Origin of the sequence: Microbacterium sp. NPDC077391, from assembly GCF_040686955.1 — a bacterium.
Lineage (GTDB): Bacteria > Actinomycetota > Actinomycetes > Actinomycetales > Microbacteriaceae > Microbacterium > Microbacterium commune.
Genome location: NZ_JBFBMI010000004.1, coordinates 231016 through 247784, shown reverse-complemented (window position 1 = coordinate 247784; position 16769 = coordinate 231016). Strand labels below are relative to the sequence as shown.

Sequence of the window (16769 nt, the reverse complement as noted above, 5' to 3'; positions counted from 1 at the left end):
GGGAGGTCCGCGGCACCGAACTCCGGAGGTTGAAATGCTCAGCACCAAGAAGAAGATCACCGCCGCTCTCTCGCTCGGTTTCGTCGGCGCCCTCGTCCTGTCGGGCTGCACGATGGGAGGCGAGTCGGACATGGAATCGTCGGAGCCGATGCCGGCCGAGACGTCCGAGACGTCCGACGCTCCTGAGACCATGGACCCCGCGGCGAACCTCGTCGGCCCCGGCTGTGAGGCCTACGCCGAGCAGGTTCCGGACGGCGGCGGCTCGATCGAGGGCATGTCGCAGGACCCGGTCGCCGTCGCGGCGTCGAACAACCCGCTGCTCACGACCCTCGTCTCGGCTGTGAGCGGACAGCTGAACCCCGACGTCAACCTCGTCGACACGCTCAACGGCGACGAGTTCACCGTCTTCGCGCCGGTCGACGACGCCTTCGCAAAGATCGACGCAGCGACGATCGAGAGCCTGAAGACCGACGCCGACACGCTCACGTCGATCCTGACCTACCACGTCGTCCCCGGCCAGATCGCGCCGTCCGACATCGAGGGCATGCACACGACCGTTCAGGGCGCCGACCTCGAGGTCACCGGCTCGGGCGACGAGTGGATGGTGAACGACGCGAACGTCATCTGCGGCGGCGTGCAGACCGCCAACGCCACCGTGTACCTGATCGACTCGGTCCTGATGCCGCCGGCTCAGTGACCGACCGGACACCGTGCAGGAGTGACGCGGTGAGATCAGCCCGGTGGGGATCCGCAGGCTGATCAGAGGCGCCCGTCGACCAAGAGTCGACGGGCGCCTCTTCCTGCGCGAGGCGTTCGCAGCATCCCTCCCGCACGCGTGCTGATGTCGGAGGCCAGGGGTACCGTCGCTCGCAACGGAAGGCTGCTGCATGACGACTCGAGAGGTGCCCCCGGGGAATTCCGACATCCCGACCCACCGGTTAAAAGCCGGTTGCTCTGCCTCTGAGCTACGGGGGCGGATGCCGACCGAGAAACGCTGCGGCACCTGCCAGGAGTCTAAACCACTCACCGATTTCAACCGAAAGTCGGCACGAGCGGATGGCCTGCAGGAAGTCTGCCGAGAGTGCAACCGCGCGTCGTCCAGAAAGTACTACCGAGACAACCGGGACCATCACATCCGCGTGATCCGACAGCGCTCGGATGCTCGCCGCTTCGCTTCGCGGAGGTTCATCGGCGACTACCTGCGTGAGCATCCGTGCGTCGACTGCGGTGTGGCGGATCTTCGGGTCCTGGATTTCGATCACCGACCGGGTGCGGCCAAGCGCGACGGCGTCATGCAGATGGTGCGCAACGGATTCAGCATCGCGATCATCGCGGAGGAGATCGCGAAGTGCGACGTCCGCTGCCGCAACTGCCACGCGATCGCTACCTACGAGCGCATGCCTCGTACATGGCGCACGGATGCGGTCAGCGAATCTCCGTCGCCCGACGAACGCGAACCGCCCGGATGACCCGTCCGACGAGTGCGGATCGGTCGAGGTGCGCGGGTTCACGCGTCGATGATCGCGCCCACTCGCCAGCGACGCCCCGAGACCGTGTGGGAGGATGCCAACGCGCTCTGCCCCGAAGGACGCGCATGGACGGAGAGGACGACGAATGACAGCCATCGACGACGCGCTGATCCAGGTCGACAGCTGGCCGGTCGACAACGCGGCGGTTGCCGTGATCGGCGCCCACGGCGACATCGTCGGGTCGCGCGGCGACCTCGATCGGGTCTACCGTCTGGCATCCGTCACCAAGCCGCTCACCGCATACGCCGCGCTGGTCGCCGTCGAGGAGGGCGTCTTCGACCTCGATGACCCGGCGGGCCCTCCCGGATCGACCGTGCGCCACCTGCTCGCCCACACCTCCGGCCTCGATTTCTCCGAAGACCGGGTGCGAGCCGAGCCGGGAACCCGCCGGATCTACTCCAACCGCGGCTTCGACGTGCTCGCTCAGACGCTCGAGGAGCGCGCCGAGATCCCGTTCGCCACCTACATCCACGAAGCGGTGTTCGCGCCGCTCGGCATGACGTCGACAAGGCTGACCGGGTCAGCCGGCGCGGGTGCCGAATCCACCGCGGCCGACCTCGCGCGCTTCGCCGCCGAACTGCAGCGTCCCGCCTTGCTCGCCCCGCAGACGCTGGCACTCGCGACGACCGTCGCGTTCCCCGGACTCGACGGGGTGCTGCCCGGCTACGGGGTGCAGCGGCCGAACGACTGGGGGCTCGGGTTCGAGCTGCGCGACGGCAAATCGCCGCATTGGACGTCGACGGCCAACTCCGCTGAGACGTTCGGCCACTTCGGGCAGAGCGGCACGTTCCTGTGGGTGGACCCGCGGGCGCAGGCGGCCTGCGTCGCGCTCGCCGATCGGGACTTCGGGCCATGGGCGTCCGAGGCCTGGCCGCCGCTGTCGGATGCCGTGCTCACCGCCCTCCGCGGCTGATTCGGCCCGCGTCGCTCAGCGCGGCACGTCGATCACCCGCTGCACGCCGGTCCCGACCGCCGCCACCGCTCCCGCGGACAGCGCGGCGACCTCCGCCTGCAGAGCCGGCACCGCCGATGCCGGCGCCCACACCTCGAACTCCGCCGACGCCGCATAGGTGGTCTCCCCGAGCACGGCACCACTGCGTGCCGCCCAGTCGCGGAGCAGGTTGTCGAAACGTCCGGCATCCGCGTGCGCAGCAGCCAGGCGCACCTGATCCAGCACCCGCCGGTCGACCAGGGCCGCGAGATCGAGCGTCTCGGAGACCGCAGACGAGTAGGCGCGCACGAGACCGCCTGCCCCCAGCTTGATGCCGCCGAAATAGCGCGTCACCACGGCGACGACATCGGTCAGCTCCCGACGCCGCAGCACCTCCAGCATCGGGATCCCCGCCGTCCCCGACGGCTCTCCGTCATCGGACGACCGTGCGCGATCGCCGTGCAGCCCGGTCACCTGCGCACTGCAGTTGTGCCTGGCATCCCAGTACCGCCTTCTCACATCGGCGATCACCGCGTCAGCCGCCTCGGGCGCGTCCACCGGAGCCACCAGGGTCAGGAACCGCGACTTGCGGATCATGAGCTCATGCTCGACGGCATGGGCGATCGTCGCGGGCAGCGGATGCGACGACACGGACATCCGTCCAGCGTAGGCACCTGCGGGCGTATCACGCGTCGCCGCGCCTCGCCATCCCCTGCCGAGGATGCGCCGCCCCGTCGCAGAGTGGCACCACCATCCCCGATCGAAAGGACGCATGATGACGAGCATCTCCGACGCGAAGGTCGCCTTCCTCGCAACCGACGGCTTCGAAGACAGCGAACTGACCGAGCCGTGGCGGGCGGTGACCGACGCCGGCGGCACGGCGACCATGGTGTCGCCCGAGTCCGGCGAGATCACCGGCAAGAACGGTCATGCCCAGCCGGTCGACCTCGCCGCGGGCGCCGCATCGGCCGACGACTTCGACGCCCTGGTGCTGCCCGGCGGCGTCGTGAACGCCGACCACCTGCGCATGGATCGCGCCTCCATCGATCTCGCCCGCGCATTCTTCGAGCAGCACAAGCCGGTCGGCGTGATCTGCCACGGCGCGTGGATCCTCATCGAGGCTGACGTCGTCGACGGCCGCACCCTCACCAGCTACCCCAGTCTCGCGACCGACCTGCGCAACGCCGGGGCGACGTGGGTCGACGAGGAGGTCGTGGTCGACGCGGGTCTGGTCTCCAGTCGCACCCCCGATGACCTGCCCGCGTTCTGCGCGAAGGTCGTCGAGGAGATCGGCGAGGGCACGCACCGCGAGCAGCACGCCTGATTCCCGGCTGCGCGCTTCAGCCGCGCTTCAGGATCCAGCCGCCAGACTGTGAGCATGCGGATCCTGATCGTCGATGACGAAGTGCGCCTCGCCGACGGCGTCCGTCGTGGGCTGGAGGCCGAGGGCATGGTCGTCGACGTCGCGCACAACGGCGTCGACGGCCTCGCCAGGGCACGTGACGACGACTACGACGCGATCGTGCTCGATGTGATGATGCCGGGGATGAGCGGATACCGGGTGTGCCAGGCCCTGCGCGCCGAGGGCGATTGGACGCCGGTGCTCTTCCTCACGGCGAAGGACGGCGAGTGGGATGAGGTCGAGGGGCTCGACACCGGCGGCGACGACTGGCTCACCAAGCCCTTCTCGTACCCCGTGCTCGTCGCCCGGCTGCGGGCGCTGGTCCGCCGCGGAGTGCGCGAGCGTCCCGCCGTGCTCGAGGCGAGCGACCTGCGTCTCGACCCTGCCGCTCGCCGGGTCTTCCGCGGCGAGACCGAGGTCACCCTCACCGCCCGGGAACTCGCGGTGCTCGACTTCCTGATGCGCCGCCGTGACGAGGTGGTGACGAAGGCCGAGATCATCACGAACGTGTGGGGTGCCGATTTCGACGGGGATGCGAACATCGTCGAGGTCTACATCGGGCATCTGCGCGCGAAGGTCGACCGCCCGTTCGGTCGGGAGAGCATCCAGACCGTCCGTGGCGCGGGCTATCGCCTGACGGGGCGGGATGCCAGGGCATGACCTCCCCGCTGCGCTCCATCCGCTCTCGCCTCACCATCGGCGCGCTGCTGGTCGTCGCCGTCGCGCTGATCGCCGGCTCGTTCGCGGCCGTGCAGGTGCTGCGGGCCACGTTGACGGACAGCGTCGCAGCGTCCGTCCGCCAGGACGTCGACACGATCTCCGCGCAGCTCGAGCGCGGCCCCGGGCGCGTGGATGCCATCGACGACGATGTCCTCGTGCGGCTGCAGGACGTCGGCGATGACCACGGCGGCGAGCGCGACGAGGACGACACCGCAGGGCCGGCCCCGGATCAGACGAACGACGACGACGCCCGCGCCCTGCCCGTCGTGCGAGATGACCGCGCCCAGCGCATCGAGGTCGACGGGGAACCCTACCTCGCCGTCAGCGAGCAGACCGATCGCGGCACGCTCACCGTGGCGCGACCGCTCGACGGCGTCGAGGAGGCGGTGTCGGCGTCTGCCGTGCTGCTGGCGGTCGCCGTGCCGCTCGTGCTGGGCCTCGTCGGGCTGGTGATGTGGGTGGTGGCGACCCGCGCGCTCGCTCCCGTCGAGCGGCTGCGCCGGCAGGTGGATGCCATCGACGCGGCAGGCCTCGACCGACGGGTGGACGCCGCGCGAGACGACGAGCTGGGTGCGCTGGCCCGGACGATGAATCGGATGCTGGACCGTCTGGAGCACTCGCAAATCACGCAGCGCCGGTTCGTCAGCGACGCGTCGCACGAGCTGCGCTCGCCCCTGGCGACGATCCGCCAGCACGCGGAGGTGGCGGCAGCGCATCCGGAGGCGAGTTCTCTGCCTGCCCTGAGTCGCGTCGTGCTCGACGAAGGTGAGCGGATGCAGGAGCTCGTCGAAGGACTGCTGCTGCTGGCCCGGCTCGACGAGGGCCGCGACGCCCCCGTGGCGCCGACCGATGTCGACGACATCGCCCTGGCCGAGGTGCAGCGGCTGCGTGGCATGGGAATCGCCGTCGACGCCAGCGGGATCGGGCCCGGCCGCGTCGTCGGGAACGCAGCGCTGCTGGCTCGTGCGGCGCGCAACCTCGCCGACAACGCGGCCCGGCATGCCCGCGAGCGGGTGTCCATCCGCGTGGTCGAGCAGGGCGAGAGAGTGCTGCTGCAGGTCGAGGATGACGGGACGGGGATCCCGGTCGAGCAGCGCGAGCACATCTTCGACCGCTTCGTGCGGCTCGACGAGGCGCGAGCGAGGGATGCCGGCGGCAGCGGCCTCGGACTCGCCATCGTGCGAGAGATCGCTCTGGCGCACGGCGGCGAGGTCACCGCATCCGACGGCGCCTCCGGAGGGGCGCTGATGACTCTGGCCCTCCCCCGGTCCGCCGAAGCCTGAACGCGTCTTCAGGCGGCTTCAGGAGCGGTTCACCGCCCGCAGAGCACAGTGGAGACATGGACAACGACGAGAAGACCCCTGCCCCCTCCGACGACCCAGCAGGCCGCGACGCGGGCCACCCGGCCGGCGCGGCTGCCGAGGCTCCCACCGAGCGCCTCGACGACGCCGTCGCGCCCGCGCCCGCAGGCGCGCCGGCCGCCGACGCCCCGTCCGAGGTGAAGAGCCCCGCACGCAGCCGCAATCGCCGGATCCTGATCGGTGCCGGTGCCGCCCTCGCACTGCTCGCCTTCGGCGGCGGCGCCTTCGCCATCGGCGCCGCCGTGGCCGATGACGACGACGACCGGCCCGGCATCCATGCACCCGGCTCCCGCGACGCGGACGAGCGCGGGGGCCGGCCCGGGAATGGCTCTGACGATGACCGCCGAGACGATGACGTTCAGCCCGGTGACGCCGGCGCGGTGTCCGTCCCCGTGGATGCTGCGGCGCTGCGCACGGCCGCGGAGACCGCGGTCGAGCACGCGTCCGCCGAGGGCATCACCTCGATCGAGGTCGAGCGCGGCGGGTACGACATCGACGCCCGCCTGGCCGACGGCACCGGCGTCGACCTGTTCGTCACCGCCGAGGGCGCCGTGCGCGAGCGCGGGAGGGACGACGACGGTGACGATCCGCTGATCGACCTCGCTCAGCTCGGCGACATCCTCGCCGCTGCCCAGTCGGCCGCCCGCGATGAGGGCGCGACCGAGACGACCTTCCACGCGCTGTCGACCAGCTCCTCCGGCGCCGTCTACGAGGTCGAGCTGCTCGGTGGCGACCGCACCGACGTCGAGGTCGAGCTCGACGCCGAACTCGGCGTGGTGCGGGTCGACGTCGACAGCTGAATCAGGCAGCTCGCAGAGCCGGGGGCGGTGCATCCGTCCCCGGCTCTGTCATGCGCTGACGGTGGGCGCGGTCAGCTGCACCAGCGTGCGCACCGTGTTGCGGTTGCGGGCCGTGCCCGCGGTTCCCAGGGCACGATCGAGCACGGCCCGCGTGAGCTTGCTCGAGGCGACGCCGCCCTGACCGTAGTCGATCCACAGCTCATGCCCGACGAGCGCGACGCGCTCACCCTGCTGCAGCCGGTCGGTGAGCTGCGCGACGGCTCCGGGAGCGGCATCGCCCTCGAGGAACATCGCGTGGACCATCCTGTCGAGCGCGGCGTCGGGGAACGGATCGTCGCGCTCGGCCCGTACGAGCTGATCGTGCGTGCGGGCGATCACCGGGGTGTCGACGCCGAATTCATCGGCGACGAGCGCCCGCACACTCGCGCATGCGACGGCCAGGTCGTCGGGCGCATCGCAGATGATGTTGCCGCTCGCGATGTAGGTCGCCACGTTCCGCAGGCCGCCGCGCCCCGACAGCAGCGCTCTCAGCTCGGCCATCGGCACCCGGTTCGCCCCCGAGACGTTCACCGCCCGCAGCAGCAGTGCGCAGCGCTCGGTCATCGTCCGGTGGGGGCGAGTTCGGCGCCGGCGTGCGCGAGCTCGGCCAGGGCGGCCGCGCTCGACTCCTCCGCGACGCCCGCGACGAGATCGGTGAGCACCCGCACCCGGATGCCGTGCGCGATCGCGTCCAGCGCGGAGGCTCGGACGCAGTGGTCTGTGGCGATGCCGACCACGTCGGCGTCGGTCACGCCGTGCGCGGTGAGGATCTCGGCCGTGCGCTCCCCGCCGTCGGTCACGCCCTCGAACACCGAGTAGGCCGGGAGGCCCTGGCCCTTGCGCACATGGTGGGTGATGGCCGCAGTGTCGAGCAGGGGGTCGTATTGGGCACCCTGCGTTCCGGCGATGCAGTGCGTCGGCCAGGTGCCGACGTAGTCGGGCTGCGCCGAGATGTGCCCGCCGTTGTCGCTGTCGGGATCGTGCCAGTCGCGTGACGCGACGATGACGTCGTAGTCGGCGGCGTGCTCGGCCAGCAGCGCCGACACCGCCGAGGCCACCGCGTCGCCACCTGCGACGGCGAGCGCACCGCCCTCGGTGAAGTCGTTCTGCACATCCACGATGAGAAGAGCCCTGGTCATGCACCGAGCGTACGCGTCGGACAGGCGCTGCGGCGTCCGTACCGTGATGCGCTGGGACCCGCATTTGACTTGCCCCGGGCGATTGCTACCGTGGAGAAGCGGGCCGGACACGCTCGCAGCGCTGCCGCCCGGTGACGAGCGCCCGCCCGCCGAGGACCCGAGGTCCGCTCGCGGGCGCGCCACGACGAACCGCCTGCGTCGTGAGCAGCGCCCGTTCTCTCCGGCTCGCGGGAGGCTTCGGCCTTCCGCGCACGCGCGCGTCGCTCCTCGGCGGGGGCGACATCCGCGCGCGTGCTCCCCGAGAGAAGGAACCGTATGCCGGCCAGTATCCGTTTCGCCCCCGTTCCGTCCGTCCGTCTGCTCACCGGCCCTCTGAAGGCCACCCTCCCGTCCCGTTAGCGCTCTCTTCTCCCGCCCCCCGGCAGTGCCGCCGGCCCTTCGACAAGAGAGAGAAACGTGGAAAACCTGCAAACCCTCGCCGGACCCGTCGTGGTCCTGCTCATGCTGCTGTTCTTCGGCGGCAGCCTGTACATGTCACTGCGCATCCGCAAGCGCACCGAGAACGCCGACGGCTACATGACCGGCGGCGGGAGGATCGGATTCGGCATCTCAGCCGCATCGATGACCGCCACCTGGATCTGGGCGGCGTCGATGTACGCCTCAGCCACCTCCGGCTACACCTACGGCATCTCCGGCCCCATCCACTACGGGCTCTGGGGCGCTCTGATGATCTTGCTCATCTACCCGTTCGGCAGGCGCATCCGGCGGGTGGCGCCCAAGGCGCACACCATCGCCGAGGTGATGTTCGCCCGCCACGGCCGCTCCAGTCAGCTCATGCTCGCCGGCTCCAACGTGCTCGGCAGCATCATCAGCCTCACCTCGAACCTCATCGCCGGCGGCGCGCTGATCTCGATGCTCTCGCCGTTCACGTTCGGGCAGGGCATCCTGGCCATCGGTGCGGGGGTGCTGCTCTACACGCTGTGGTCGGGATTCCGCGCGTCGGTGCTCACCGACTTCGCGCAGGTGTGCGCGATGCTGGGCGCCGTGATCGTGATCATCCCGGTCATCTTCTTCGCGGCCGGCGGACCGAGTCTGTTCGAGACGGGCGCGTCGAACCTCACCCCTCAGCAGGCGGACTTCTTCTCGTCCGACGCGTTCTTCAACCAGGGTGCGCCCTACATCGCCGCCGTGCTGGCATACGCGATCGGCAACCAGACCATCGCGCAGCGTCTGTTCGCCGTGCGCGAGGACCTGATCAAGAAGACGTTCGTCACCGCGACCTTCGGCTACGGAGCCACGATCATCGGCATCGGCATGCTGGGCGTCATCGCCCTCTACGCCGGGATCACGCCGGTGGGCGGCGACGTGAACAACCTGATCCCGCAGATGGCCGCCACCTACCTGTCGCCCCTGCTGCTGTGCGTCTTCTTCGTGATGATCATCGGCTCGCTCTCCTCGACGGCCGACGCCGACCTCACCGCCCTGTCGTCGATCGTGATGGCCGACATCTACGGCCAGAACGTCGCAGGCAAGAAGCGGGCGAACCCGCGGACCATGGTGCTGATCGGCCGCATCACGATGATCGTCGCGATGGTAGCCGGCCTGTTCTTCGCCGGAAGCCAGCTCAACATCCTCGACCTGCTCGTGTTCGTCGGCGCGCTCTGGGGTGCCCTGGTGTTCCCCGTGATCGCCAGCTTCTACTGGAACCGCGTCACGAACCTCGCGTTCTCCGTCTCGGTGGTGGTGGCCCTCGCCGCCTTCCTGCCCGTGCGCTTCGAGTGGGTCGAGCTGGCCGGGCCCGTCGCAGTCGTCTCCGACGTGCTCTCGACGATCGGCATCGGCGTCGTGCTGGGCCTGATGGCCTTCGGCTTCTTCGGCAAGCGCGTGGCGCTGATCGTCGCGACGGTGGCGACGCTGGCATCCGCTCCGTTCACCATCGGCTTCCTGCACACCTACCCGGTGCTGTCGGGCTCGCTGATCGCCTACGCGGTGTCGACGATCGTGTGCGTCGGGCTGACCCTGCCCAGCAGGAAGGCGGACTTCGACTTCGACCTGATCAAGCAGCGCACCGGCGATTTCGACTCCGTCGACACCGACGAGCTCAACACGGAGCTGCTGCAGCTCACCGAGACCGAGAAGCGGCTGTCGGCCGAGAACGAGAGGAACTGATGGAGATGTCCCCCATCGCATTGACCGCCTACCTCCTGGTGTGGCCCGTGATCGTGACGGGAACGCTCACCGTGATCGTGCGCGCCTTCGTCAAGGAGGCGAAGCAGGCCAAATCCGAGGGCCGTTCGATCATCTGATCGCTGGCTCCCACGGAGACGACTGCGGGCCCGGGATGCTGTGCATCCCGGGCCCGATCTGAGCCACCTGTCAGGATCGAACTGACGGCCTTCCCATTACGAGTGGGATGCTCTACCACTGAGCTAAGGTGGCGTGCGCAGCGGACTGCGGCACAGGAAACGATCCTACTACGACGATCGGGCGCGCGCGAAACCGGGCAGGCGCCGCACGATGCTCACTCGCAGCGCAGGCCGTCGTCGGGAACCGTCCCGTCGATGAGGAAGCTCTCCACCGCGTCGTCGACACAGCTGCTGCCCTTGTTGTAGCCGGTGTGCCCCTCCCCCACTCGGGTGACGAGCACCCCGTTCTCGAGCTGCTGCGCGAGAGACTCCGACCACTCGTAGGGCGTCGCCGGGTCGTTGGTCGTCCCGACCACGACGATCGGCCCCGAGCCTGTCGCGGCGATCGGCTCACGCACGCCGACCGGCGGGTACGGCCACACCTCGCACGGATCGGGGCCCTGCCAGTACGGGGCGAACGTCGGCGCGAGCTTCTCGATCTTCGCGATCGCCGCAGCCTCCGCGGCCGGGTCGTCCTCGACGGGGTAGTCCATGCAGTTGTAGGCCCGGAACGCCTCGGAGGAGTTGTCGGCGTAGGTGCCGTCGGGCTCGCGCCCGTTGTAGCTGTCGGCGAGCGCGAAGAGCACCGACGGGTCACCCTGCAGCACGGCGGTGAGACCCTGGGTGAGATACGGCCAGCTCTGCTCGCTGTACATCGCCGTGATCACGCCGGTGATCATCGTGTCGACGGTCAGCATCCGCCCGTCGCCGTTCTCGATCGGCGTCCGAGCCACCGTCGCCAGCAGCGCCTGGAAGTCGGCGATGGCCTCATCGACCGAGCCGTTGAACGGGCACTCGGCGGTCGAGACGCAGTCGGAGAGGTAGGCGCGCAGCGCCGACTCGAAGCCGACAGCCTGCGTCGTGCCGACGTCCAGCCCCGGCACGGACGGGTCGATCGCCCCGTCGAGCACCAGCCGCTGCGCGCGTTCGGGGAACAGCTTCGCGTACGTGGCGCCGAGGAAGGTGCCGTACGAGTAGCCGAGGTAGTTCAGCGTCTTGTCGCCGAGCACCGCTCGGATCAGATCCATGTCGCGCGCCGAGTTCACCGTCGTGATGTGGGGCAGCAGCCCGTCGCTGTTCGCCTCGCACGCGTCGGCGTAATGCTGGTTGCGCGCGGTGATCTCCGCCTCCCACTCGGGGGTGTCTCGTGGAGCGTCGAGCACCCCGTAGTTGTACTCGTCCATCTGCTCGGCGTCGAGACAGGCGACCGCGCTCGAGCGGCCGACGCCGCGCGGGTCGAAGCCGATCACGTCGAAGCGCTCGATCAGGTCGGGTCCGACGGCGTACTCCAGACTCTGTGCCACGAAGTCGTAGGCGCTCGAGCCCGGGCCGCCCGGGTTGATCAGAAGCGACCCCTGGAACTCTCCGGTCGCCTGGTGGCGGATCAGCGCGAGCGTGAGGTCGCCCGCCGTCGGATCCTCCCAGTCGCGCGGGGCCGTGACCTCGGTGCAGTCGAACCGAGCTCCGCATGCCTCCCACTCGAGTGCCTGCGAGTAGTACGGCTCCAGCTCGGCCGGTACGCCGGATGCGTCGGGGTCTCGGGAGATGGAGGTCGGTGCGTCCGGGATCTGCGCGTAGAGGCATCCGGAGAGCACGAGCGACGCAGCGGCGAGACCCGCCAGCACAGCGGCCGCGCGCCGCAGCGGGCGCAGGGATCGAGACCTGACGATTCGGTTCACGGGGTCCTTCCGCTGGAGACCGTCACGAGAAGACTCTCGACGGCGAGGAGGGGTGCGACGTTGCGCTCGAGGGATTCGCGGGTGGCGGCCACCGCATCCAGCACGATGATGGTGCGCTCGACCGACCACGCGTCTGCGATGCGGTCGAGCTCATCGCGCAGTTCGCGGTTGATCAGCTCGTCACCGCGCCCGAACTGCAGCATGACGACGTCACGGTACAGCGACTGGAGGTCGGTGAGCACCCGGTCGATCCCGTCGCGCAGGCTGCGCGTCGCGCGCTTGCGCTGATCGTCTTCGAGGGCGCTGATCTGCGCGCGCAGCGCGGTCGGAACGGCCTGCCCTTCGGCGATGCCCACGGTGCGCAGCAGTGCGGCCCGCTCGGCGGCGTCGCGCTCGGCGGTGAGCGCCTTCGCGTCGTCGGTCGCGGCCTGGATGATCCGCCCGGCCACCTCGACGGCCGTGCTGACTCCGCGAACGCCGAGCACGGCGCGCAGCGTCTCGTCACGTCGTCGGCGTGCGTCATCGTCGGTCGCCAGCCGCTGCGCCATTCCGATGTGGCGCTGCGCGTGTCTGGCGGCCTGCTCGGCGACTGCGGGGTCGACCCCGGTGCGTGCGGCGACGAGCCGGGCGACATCGTCGACGTCGGGCTCGCGCAGCCGCAGGGCCCGCACGCGCGAGCGGATGGTGGGCAGCAGGTCTGCCTCGCTGGGCGCGCACAGCACCCACACCGTCTTCTCCGGCGGTTCTTCGAGGGCTTTCAGCAGCACGTTGGACGTGCGCTCGACCATGCGGTCGGCGTCTTCGACGATGATCACCCGATAGCGTCCGGCGGACGGCGCGAAGTACGACCGCTCGACCAGTGCGCGGGCCTCGGCGATGGTGATGATCACCTTGTCGGTGCGCAGAGCCGTGACATCGGGATGGGTTCGCGCGAGCACCTGACGCATCGTGGCCTCATCGCTCGGATCCTCAGCGATCAGCGCGGCGGCGAACGCGTACGCCAGCGTGGAGCGCCCTGAGCCCGGGGGGCCGGTGATCAGCCAGGCGTGCGAGAGCGACGCCGGATCGGCTGCGGCCTGGCGGAGGGTCTGCACGGCGGCATCCTGCCCCCATACGTCCGTCCAGGGGAACGGCGCGGTGGCGAGGGCGGTCATGCTCTCCAGCCTATCCGCGGGGCCGACATCGGCCGATGCCCTGCGTGCTCAGACGATCACCGACATGCGCGCCCGGATCAGCACGGCGATGTCGTCGGGGTCGAGCGAGGCGTCGACGACCAGGAACCGCTGCGGCTCGGCTGCGGCGAGCGCGAGATAGGCCGATCGCACGCGGGCGTGGAAGTCCTCCCTCTCCGCCTCGAGGCGGTCGAACGGCTTGTCCTCGGCGTCCAGCCGGCGCCGCGCCGTCGACGGATCGAGGTCGAGAAGCACCGTCAGATCCGGCAGCGCGCCTTCGGTCGCCCACAGCGAGAGGTCGCGCACCTCGGTCGCGTCGAGCACACGTCCGGCACCCTGATAGGCGACGGACGAGTCGAGATAGCGATCCTGGATGACGATCTCTCCGCGCGCCAGCGCAGGTCGCACGACCGTCGCGACATGGTGCGCGCGGTCGGCGGCGTATAGCAGAGCCTCTGCCCGGGGCGCGATGTCGCCGCGGTGGTGCAGCACGATGTCGCGGATCAGGACGCCGACCTCGGAGCCACCGGGCTCGCGCGTGCGCAGCACGGTGCGGCCGCGCTGCTGCATCCACTCAGCGAGCAGGCCCGCCTGGGTGGTCTTGCCCGAGCCGTCGCCGCCCTCCAGCGTGATCCACAGTCCCGGCCGTTCCGAGGTCACGAGCCTGCCCGGGCCGCTGCGCGCGCCGCATCCGCCTTCGCGATCGCGTTCGCCTTGCGCGTGGCCGCGGCCTTCTTCGCGGCCTCGGAACGCGCAGCCGCCTTCTCGGCATCCGACGTCGCGGATGCCTTGTCGGCCGCCGGCTTCTTCGCGGCCGGCTTCTTCGCGGCCGGCTTCTTGGCAGGTGCCTTCTTGGCAGGTGCCTTCTTGGCGCCCCGCTTGGCCGCAGGTCCCTTCGCGCGCTTGTCGGCGAGCATCTGCACCGCGATCTCGAACGTCACGTCATCGGGCGTCTGACCCCGCGGGATCGTGACGTTGGTCTCGCCGTCGGTGACGTAGGCGCCGAAGCGGCCGTCACGGATGCGGATCGGCTTGCCGCTGACCGGATCGGCCTCGAACTCCTTCAGCGCGCTGGATGCCTTGCGCCCGCCGTACTTCGGCTGCGCGTACAGCTCGAGCGCCTGCTCGAGCGTGACGTCGAAGATCTGCGACTCGCTCTCCAGCGAGCGCGAGTCCGTCCCCTTCTTCAGGTAGGGCCCGAATCGACCGTTCTGCGCGGTGATCTCCTCACCGGTGGCAGGGTCGGCACCGACCACACGGGGCAGGCTGAGCAGCTGCAGCGCGGTGTCGAGGTCGATCGTGTCGACCGACATCGACCGGAACAGCGACGCGGTGCGCGGCTTCGGAGCTGCGTCCTTCTTGGTCTTCTTCTTCGGCTTGTCGACGACCTCGCCGGTCGCCTCGTCGACGGAATCGTCGTCGGAGACCGGATCGTTCTCCTGCACGTACGGACCGAAGCGGCCGTCCTTGACGACGATGATCTTGCCGTTCTCGGGGTTCTCGCCGAGCACGCGGTCGCCGGCTACGGGTGCGTCGATCAGCTCGCGCGCCTTGTCGGCGGTGAGCTCGTCAGGCGCCAGGTCCTCGGGCACGTTGACGATGCGCGGCTTGGCCTCGGGGCTCGCCGGGTCCACGACCTCCAGGTAGGGACCGTACTTGCCGAACCGCAGGGTCGCATCGTCGGTGATCCGCGTCGAGTTCAGCGCTCGCGCGTCGATCTCGCCGAGGTTGTCGACGACCTGTCGCAGGCCCACCTGATTCTCGGAGCCGTAGTAGAAGGACTTCAGCCATTCGACGCGGTTCTGCTCGCCGCGGGCGATGGCGTCGAGGTCGTCTTCGAGGGCCGCGGTGAAGTCGTAGTCGATGAGGTCGGCGAAGTGCTGCTCCAGCAGCCGGACCACGCTGAACGCCAGCCACGTGGGCACGAGCGCCTGGCCGCGCTTGGTCGCATATCCGCGATCGATGACGGTGCCGATGATGCTGGCGAAGGTCGAGGGCCGGCCGATGCCGTGCTCTTCGAGGGCCTTCACGAGCGACGCCTCGGTGTAGCGCGGCTTCGGCGTGGTGCGGTGGCCCTTCGCGACGGATTCGCCGATGGCCAGTTCGTCGCCGACGGCGACCGCCGGCAGCGACTGGTCGGCTGACGAGTCCTGCGCGTTGCGCTTCTCGTCGCGGCCCTCTTCGTACGCCTCGAGGAAGCCCTTGAACGTGTAGACCGTTCCGGATGCGGTGAACTCGACCTGCTTGCCGGCAGCCTCGGTCTCGAGGGTGATCGTGGTCGTCTCGTACTTGGCATCCGACATCTGGCTGGCGACGGTGCGCTTCCAGATCAGGTCGTACAGGCGCTGCTCTTCGCGGTCGAGCCCCGAGGACACCGACGCCGGGGTGCGGAACCTCTCACCCGACGGACGGATCGCCTCGTGCGCCTCCTGGGCGTTCTTGCTCTTCGACTTGTACACGCGAGGCTTCAGCGGCACCGCCGAGTCGCCGTACAGCGCGACCGCCTGGCTGCGCGCGGCCTGGATCGCCTGCGTGCTCAGCGCGACCGAGTCGGTGCGCATATAGGTGATGTACCCCTTCTCGTAGAGTCGCTGGGCGACGCTCATCGCCTGCTTGGCACTCATCGAGAGCTTTCGTCCGGCCTCCTGCTGAAGCGTGGACGTGGTGAAGGGCGCGTAGGGGCTGCGGGTGCCGGGTTTCGCCTCGACCTTGGCGACGGTCGCGGTGCCCGCGGCGTCGACGGCGGCGGCGAGCGCCTCGGCATCGGCCTCGGAGAGCACGACGACGGCCTTCTTGAGCTTTCCGGTGTCGTCGAAGTCGGTTCCGCGGGCCAGCTGCCCGCCGTCGACGCGCACGAGACGCACGCCGAACGCGGCGCCGGTCGACGACGCCTGCGCCTCGACGTCCCAGTACTCGGCCGAGACGAAAGCCATCCGCTCGCGCTCGCGCTCGACGACCATGCGCGTGGCGGCCGACTGCACCCGCCCGGCAGAGAGACCCGACTTGACCTTGTACCAGAGCACCGGTGAGACGTCCCACCCGTACAGGCGGTCCAGGATGCGACGGGTCTCCTGTGCGTCGACGAGCGCCAGGTCGAGCTCGCGCGTGTTGCCCACGGCGGCCTGGATGGCGTCCTTGGTGATCTCGTGGAAGACCATGCGCTTGACCGGCACCTTCGGCTTGAGCGTCTCGAGCAGATGCCAGGCGATGGCCTCGCCTTCGCGGTCCTCATCCGTGGCAAGCAGCACCTCGTCGGCGCTCTTCAGCGCGCGACGCAGCTCGGCGACCGTCTTCGTCTTCCGATCGGACACCACGTAATAGGGGTCGAAGCCGTTCTCGACGTCGATCGAGTACTTGCCGTACGCCTTCTTGTCCTCGGCGGGGATGTCCTTCTTGTCGGCGAGGTCGCGGATGTGGCCCACAGAGCTGAGCACTTCGTAGTCGTCACCGAGATATCCCTGGATCGACCTCATCTTCGTCGGGGACTCGACGATGACGAGCTTCTTGCCTTGTGCCAAGGGGCGTCCTTTCTTCGAAGCACACCATACACACCGCGATCCCGGCGTGAGCCGAGAGCTCGTCAGACGAGTGG

General features: G+C 69.6%; 16 protein-coding genes and 2 tRNA genes. 9 read left to right on the top strand and 9 right to left on the bottom strand.

The window, feature by feature from the left end:
* Positions 1-34 precede the first annotated feature (34 nt).
* Complete coding sequence (locus tag AB0O65_RS12145; protein ID WP_191712837.1) at positions 35-697, top strand: fasciclin domain-containing protein; 663 nt, start codon at positions 35-37, stop codon at positions 695-697.
* Positions 698-903: 206 nt separating this feature from the next.
* Here the strand turns inward: AB0O65_RS12145 and AB0O65_RS12140 are convergent.
* Positions 904-975, bottom strand: a tRNA-Lys gene (locus AB0O65_RS12140).
* A 2-nt stretch (positions 976-977) separates the two neighbouring features.
* Here AB0O65_RS12140 and AB0O65_RS12135 point away from each other — a divergent pair.
* Both AB0O65_RS12135 and AB0O65_RS12130 read left to right on the top strand, forming a co-directional pair.
* Entirely contained in the window at positions 978-1469 is a 492-nt protein-coding gene (locus AB0O65_RS12135) for a hypothetical protein (protein WP_363385428.1), read from the top strand.
* A 145-nt stretch (positions 1470-1614) separates the two neighbouring features.
* Positions 1615-2442 (top strand): serine hydrolase domain-containing protein, encoded by an 828-nt coding sequence (locus AB0O65_RS12130; protein ID WP_363385425.1) that lies wholly within the window; start codon positions 1615-1617, stop codon positions 2440-2442.
* Between the two features lie 15 nt (positions 2443-2457).
* On the opposite strand, the gene AB0O65_RS12125 is transcribed toward AB0O65_RS12130, so the two are convergent.
* Complete coding sequence (locus tag AB0O65_RS12125) at positions 2458-3117, bottom strand: YigZ family protein (RefSeq protein WP_191712835.1); 660 nt, start codon at positions 3115-3117, stop codon at positions 2458-2460.
* A 118-nt stretch (positions 3118-3235) separates the two neighbouring features.
* Between AB0O65_RS12125 and AB0O65_RS12120 the strand changes: the two genes are divergently transcribed.
* From AB0O65_RS12120 to AB0O65_RS12105, 4 genes are read left to right on the top strand one after another with little or no spacing between them, the layout of a single operon-like run.
* Entirely contained in the window at positions 3236-3784 is a 549-nt protein-coding gene (locus tag AB0O65_RS12120) for a type 1 glutamine amidotransferase domain-containing protein (protein ID WP_071643854.1), read from the top strand.
* A 54-nt stretch (positions 3785-3838) separates the two neighbouring features.
* Positions 3839-4522, top strand: a complete 684-nt coding sequence (locus AB0O65_RS12115; protein WP_071643718.1) for a response regulator transcription factor — start codon at positions 3839-3841, stop codon at positions 4520-4522.
* Positions 4519-5865 (top strand): HAMP domain-containing sensor histidine kinase, encoded by a 1347-nt coding sequence (locus AB0O65_RS12110; protein WP_071643720.1) that lies wholly within the window; start codon positions 4519-4521, stop codon positions 5863-5865. Before AB0O65_RS12115 ends, AB0O65_RS12110 begins: the two co-directional genes overlap by 4 nt.
* 56 nt (positions 5866-5921) lie before the next feature.
* The gene (locus tag AB0O65_RS12105) at positions 5922-6743 is read left to right on the top strand and encodes a hypothetical protein (protein WP_363385420.1); all 822 of its coding nucleotides are present in this window, start codon (positions 5922-5924) and stop codon (positions 6741-6743) included.
* A 48-nt stretch (positions 6744-6791) separates the two neighbouring features.
* On the opposite strand, the gene AB0O65_RS12100 is transcribed toward AB0O65_RS12105, so the two are convergent.
* Complete coding sequence (locus tag AB0O65_RS12100; protein WP_071643726.1) at positions 6792-7346, bottom strand: DUF1697 domain-containing protein; 555 nt, start codon at positions 7344-7346, stop codon at positions 6792-6794.
* The gene (locus AB0O65_RS12095) at positions 7343-7921 is read right to left on the bottom strand and encodes an isochorismatase family protein (RefSeq protein WP_071643728.1); all 579 of its coding nucleotides are present in this window, start codon (positions 7919-7921) and stop codon (positions 7343-7345) included. Before AB0O65_RS12095 ends, AB0O65_RS12100 begins: the two co-directional genes overlap by 4 nt.
* A 501-nt stretch (positions 7922-8422) precedes the next feature.
* Between AB0O65_RS12095 and AB0O65_RS12090 the strand changes: the two genes are divergently transcribed.
* Both AB0O65_RS12090 and AB0O65_RS12085 read left to right on the top strand, forming a co-directional pair.
* Positions 8423-10090, top strand: a complete 1668-nt coding sequence (locus tag AB0O65_RS12090) for a sodium:solute symporter family protein (protein ID WP_071643856.1) — start codon at positions 8423-8425, stop codon at positions 10088-10090.
* The gene (locus tag AB0O65_RS12085) at positions 10090-10227 is read left to right on the top strand and encodes a putative transporter small subunit (protein WP_177243842.1); all 138 of its coding nucleotides are present in this window, start codon (positions 10090-10092) and stop codon (positions 10225-10227) included. The genes AB0O65_RS12090 and AB0O65_RS12085 overlap by 1 nt, the downstream gene beginning before the upstream one ends.
* Before the next feature lie 61 nt (positions 10228-10288).
* Here the strand turns inward: AB0O65_RS12085 and AB0O65_RS12080 are convergent.
* From AB0O65_RS12080 to topA, 5 genes are all read right to left on the bottom strand, one after another.
* Positions 10289-10360 (bottom strand) — tRNA-Thr (locus AB0O65_RS12080).
* A gap of 82 nt (positions 10361-10442) precedes the next feature.
* Positions 10443-12005, bottom strand: coding sequence for an alpha/beta hydrolase (locus AB0O65_RS12075; protein WP_363385415.1), 1563 nt, complete (start codon positions 12003-12005; stop codon positions 10443-10445).
* On the bottom strand, positions 12002-13159 hold the full coding sequence (locus AB0O65_RS12070; protein WP_071643730.1) for a DNA polymerase III subunit delta': 1158 nt from the start codon (positions 13157-13159) through the stop codon (positions 12002-12004). Before AB0O65_RS12070 ends, AB0O65_RS12075 begins: the two co-directional genes overlap by 4 nt.
* Positions 13160-13207: 48 nt before the next feature.
* A complete protein-coding gene (gene tmk, locus AB0O65_RS12065) occupies positions 13208-13837 on the bottom strand; it encodes a dTMP kinase (protein WP_071643732.1) in 630 nt (209 codons plus the stop codon).
* A complete protein-coding gene (gene topA / locus AB0O65_RS12060; RefSeq protein ID WP_363385411.1) occupies positions 13834-16695 on the bottom strand; it encodes a type I DNA topoisomerase in 2862 nt (953 codons plus the stop codon). The genes tmk and topA overlap by 4 nt, the downstream gene beginning before the upstream one ends.
* Positions 16696-16769: the final 74 nt, after the last annotated feature.